The sequence below is a fragment of the Binatus sp. (SeqCode) genome, from assembly GCF_036522015.1.
Lineage (GTDB): Bacteria > Desulfobacterota > Binatia > Binatales > Binataceae > Binatus.
On sequence record NZ_DATDGQ010000027.1, the window covers coordinates 1 to 4,177 of the forward strand.

Sequence of the window (4,177 nt, forward strand, 5' to 3'; positions counted from 1 at the left end):
GATCGGCTTGCCGAACTGCTCGCGGACTTTCGAGTAATCGACAGCCATCTCGAGCGCGCGCTCGGTTCCACCGAGCGAGTCGGCCGCGACGGCGATTGCGGCAACGTCGATTAGCTGCGCGAAAAGATCAGGGCCGCCGCCAAGCCGCTCGGCGGGAGCGCCCTTGAGCTCGACGCTCGAGACGCGGCGGGTCAGATCAAGATTTTTCAGCGGACGGATCGTCACGCCCGGCGCTTTCGGATCGACGACGAACAGAAAAATATCGGAATCACGTTTGGCAGCGACGACGATGAAGTCGGCGACGTTGGCATACGGCACGAACATCTTCCTGCCATTGAGACGCCATCCGGCGGCGGCTTTCGACGCTATGGCGTTGATATCGCGGGGATCAATACTGCCTGCACTCTCAACCACCGCCACCGTGCCGATGGCTCTCCCCTCGGCGATAGCGGTGAGCCATTTCGAATTGAGCTTCTCCGAGCCGCTGAGTCTGAGTGCGCCGGCTGCGAGCACCGATGAGAACAGGAACGGCCCCGGCATCGCCGCGTAGCCACCTTCTTCGAGAACCATCGCCACGTCGAGCATCCCGAGTCCGGCGCCGCCGAATTTTTCCGGGACGATCAGGCCGGTCCATCCGAGCTTTGCGATTTGGTCGTATAGCTCGCGCGGATAGCCGTCGTCGGTGGCCATCGTTTTGCGCACGAATGTGGTTGGGCATTCGCCGCTCAGAAATGCGCGCGCGCTTTCTTTGAGCTGTTGTTGTTCTTCACTGAGTCCGAAATCCATTGTTGTCCTTCTGCGAGTTGCGCTTTTAGGAACCTAACCCCTGGCCCCGTCCCATGGTGGGAAGGGGAACGAGAAGATTAGGTTAGCGGGATTTGGGCATTTTGAGGCCGCGCTCGGCGATTATGTTTTTCTGGATGTGCGACGTGCCGCCGCCGATCACCAGCCCGAGCGAGAACATCCACTCGTACGGCCAGTATGCGTGATCGAGTGCGGCTTCGTCGTCGCGTGAAAGCATCGAGTAGTCGCCCATCGCTTCCATCGCGGCGGTGGCCAAATCATGGTTCAGCTCGGTGCCGACGAGCTTGTTGATCATCGCCTCGACGCCGGGGTTCTTGCCGCGAATCTGATCGGTGAGCTGGCGCAGCGCGTGAAAGCGCATCGCCTCGACGCGAATCTCGAGTTCGACCAGCCGCTGACGAAAGACCGGGTCCTCGGTGAGCGGGCGTCCGCCGCGCGTGATCGATTTGGCCAGCGCGAGCAGGCGATTAAAGCGCTGCTCGCTCCCGCTGGCGGAGCCGAGCATGTTGCGCTCGTGAAAGAGCGTGGCGTTGGCGACGATCCATCCTTCGTTGAGCTTGGCGACAAGGTTTTTGCGCGGCACGCGGACGTTGTCGAAAAAAACTTCGTTGAAGCCGCGATCGCCGGTCATTTGAACCAGTGGCCGCACGGTGATTCCAGGCGTGTGCATGTCGATCAGGATGTACGAAATGCCGCGATGCTTGGGCGCCTCGGGGTCGGTGCGGACCAGGCAGAACATCATGTCGGCGTATTGCGCGCCCGACGTCCAGACTTTCTGACCGTTGACGACGAACTCATCGCCGACGATTTCCGCGCGCGTTTTCAGTGACGCCAAATCTGAGCCGGCGCCCGGCTCAGAATAACCCTGGCACCAGATTTCTTCGGCGGTCAGGATTTTCGGCAGATAGCGCTGCTTCTGTTCCTCGCTGCCCCACGAGATGAGCGTCGGCCCGAGCATTCCGAGTCCCGACGCGCCGACGTTGTACGGCGCCTTCGCGCGGACCATCTCATCGTTGACGATCGACTGCCGCACGGGATCCATCGCCTGCCCGCCGTATTCCTTCGGCCACGCGAGCGCGATGTACCCGGCCTCGTACAGACGGCGCTGCCACGCTTTCGTGCGCGCGAGCCAGGTCTTGTCGTCGCGGCCCTCTCGATCGGCAGAGAGCCCGCTGGTCGGCATGTTCTCGGCGAGCCAACCGCGGACCTTTAATCGAAATGCTTCTTCTTCGGACGTGAATTGAAGATCCATAGGCGCTCCTGCGGTCGTGATTGACGTATCGTACCGCGGCTTCGCGACCAGCATAGTCAAAACCGCGTCGCCGCGAAAAGCGCACGTCGAACTCGGAGGCCTGGTTGCGATTCGTCTCCAGCCCTGCCACGGATAGTCGATGGTATTTACCAAGCGACTTCGCGAACCAATCATGCGCGGCGAAGTCACTTGCAGCATAAGGATATGGCGCAGTTCGCACGTCAAAGTCGGCGGACTTTACAGATTGGGTGAAGGTTTTATCGAGGTGAACTCGATTCGGCGCATCACGCTCGCGGACGTTACGCCCGAACTGGCAAAGCTCTCCGGCTTCGCAGGTGTTGTCGACCTCCTGAAGGTCGCAAAACATGGGGCGGGCGAGAAAGTCTATCTGATCGAGTTCGAATACCATCCGGACATAACCACATCGGGACCGAAGCGAACGCGCTCCAGGAGAGCGATTGCTCGCTGAAATCAGCGTTGTTAGAGTTTGAAGTTGATCACACGATAGACCGGGGTTCACTAGATGGCGACGACGATCACGAGCGAATGTATCAACTGCGGAGCATGCGAGCCGGAGTGTCCAAACACGGCGATCTACGCCGGCGGAGTGCCGTGGGAGCTAAACGGGACGCCCGGTGCGGCGATCGCGCAGGACATCTATTACATCGTGCCGTCAAAGTGCACCGAATGCGTCGGCTTCCACGACCATGAAGCGTGCGCTGCCGTATGTCCCGTCGATTGCTGCATCCCCGATCCAGCCAATCTCGAGAGCGAAGGCGTCCTGCTACAGCGCGCCCGTGAGCTGCATCCGGAGACGACGTTCCCCGACGACGCACCATCGCGCTTCCGCAAAGAAGTCGCCACTGGCGCTGGAGAAGCGGCAAAGCCCGCAGCCAATGGCGCGGCAGTCGCTGCGACGCCTGCACCAGCGGCTCCCAAGCCCGCGGCTCGAGCGGCGGCGGCTCCTGCAGCGGCGGCGGCGACTTCAACCTCGAGCGCGGAATTCAATCCGCTGGCGTGGGAAGTGCCCGTCATCTGCAAGGATTGCAACGAGCCGTGGACGATTCCGTATCGGCTGTTCGAGAAAGGCGTCGTGTTTCATTGCCCGTCGTGCTCGGGCTCGTTCGTGCCGAAAACCGCGATGTACCGCGCGGTGAAAGAAACCTTCGAAGGTTTCTACAATCGGCGGCGCGCGGAGCGCGAGGCGTTCGAGCGCAAACGCGCGCGCGAGACCGCAGCTTTCGAAGCCAGGCAGGCGGCCGAGATGGACGCGTTCAAACAGAAGCTCGAGGAGCTGGCGCATTCGATGAAGCCGGCGGGCAAGTTGGTGAGGCCGACCGGCGTCGCCTCGATGTTCACGTAGCCGAAGAAATCATCCCAGCGCGGGGACCTCGAAAGCGTAGCCGTGGTGTTTCAGTTGCTCGCGGATCGCTTCAATATGCTCGGGGCCGCGGGTTTCCAGTTCCAACATTACGCGGGCGCCGCCGATCGCGACGTCGCGGCGCGTACGATCGTGATCGATCGCGCGAACGTTGGCGCCGGTCGCGGCTACCATCGACACCAGCTTGCCTAGCTCGCCGGGGCGATCGCGCAAATCGACGGCGACTCGAAACAGCCGTCCGAGCTTCACCAGCCCGTGCCCGATAATCCGATCGAGCACGGTCGTGTCGATATTGCCGCCACTCACCACGAGCACGACAGTTTTGCCCTTCAACTCGTCCTTGAGTTTCAGTGCGCCCGCGAGCGCCGCCGCACCGGCTCCTTCGGCGAGAAGTTTCATGCGCTCGAGCATCAGCAACACGGCTTCGCCGATTTCGAAGTCATCGACGGTAACAGGGCGCTTGACGCGTCCGCGCATCACTTCGTACGGAATCGCGCCGATGCGGCCGGTGGCGAGACCGTCGGCGATGGTGTCAACGGGGCGGCCGATCGACGCGGCCGCGTTGGCTGCGAGACTCGCGGACAGTTGCGGTGAGCCCGCCGCCTCGACGCCGATCACTTCGGCATCGGGCGCCCGTGTCGCGAGCGCGGCCGCGATTCCTGCAATCAAGCCGCCGCCACCGACGGGAACGATTACGAGCTCGGGCGCAATTTCGTCGGCGATTTCCGACCCGACCGTTC

4 protein-coding genes and 1 pseudogene are annotated in these 4,177 nt (G+C 62.1%); 2 read left to right on the top strand and 3 right to left on the bottom strand.

What is annotated here, in order from left to right:
• Both VIW95_RS01125 and VIW95_RS01130 read right to left on the bottom strand, forming a co-directional pair.
• Nucleotides 1–786, bottom strand: a 786-nt coding sequence (locus tag VIW95_RS01125; protein WP_331583156.1) for an acyl-CoA dehydrogenase family protein, incomplete at its 3' end; no start/stop codon positions are given.
• Between the two features lie 82 nt (nucleotides 787–868).
• Nucleotides 869–2,056: an acyl-CoA dehydrogenase family protein gene (locus VIW95_RS01130; RefSeq protein ID WP_331583158.1), complete on the bottom strand. Its 1,188-nt coding sequence runs from the start codon at nucleotides 2,054–2,056 to the stop codon at nucleotides 869–871.
• A 139-nt stretch (nucleotides 2,057–2,195) separates the two neighbouring features.
• Here VIW95_RS01130 and VIW95_RS01135 point away from each other — a divergent pair, with 139 nt between their 5' ends.
• A complete protein-coding gene (locus VIW95_RS01135; protein ID WP_331583160.1) occupies nucleotides 2,196–2,525 on the top strand; it encodes a hypothetical protein in 330 nt (109 codons plus the stop codon).
• A gap of 54 nt (nucleotides 2,526–2,579) precedes the next feature.
• Nucleotides 2,580–2,870 (top strand): annotated as a pseudogene (locus VIW95_RS17440) (YfhL family 4Fe-4S dicluster ferredoxin); the annotation flags it as partial.
• Between the two features lie 558 nt (nucleotides 2,871–3,428).
• Here the strand turns inward: VIW95_RS17440 and VIW95_RS01145 are convergent.
• On the bottom strand, nucleotides 3,429–4,177 hold a 749-nt coding region (locus VIW95_RS01145; protein WP_331583164.1), incomplete at its 5' end, for a pyridoxal-phosphate dependent enzyme.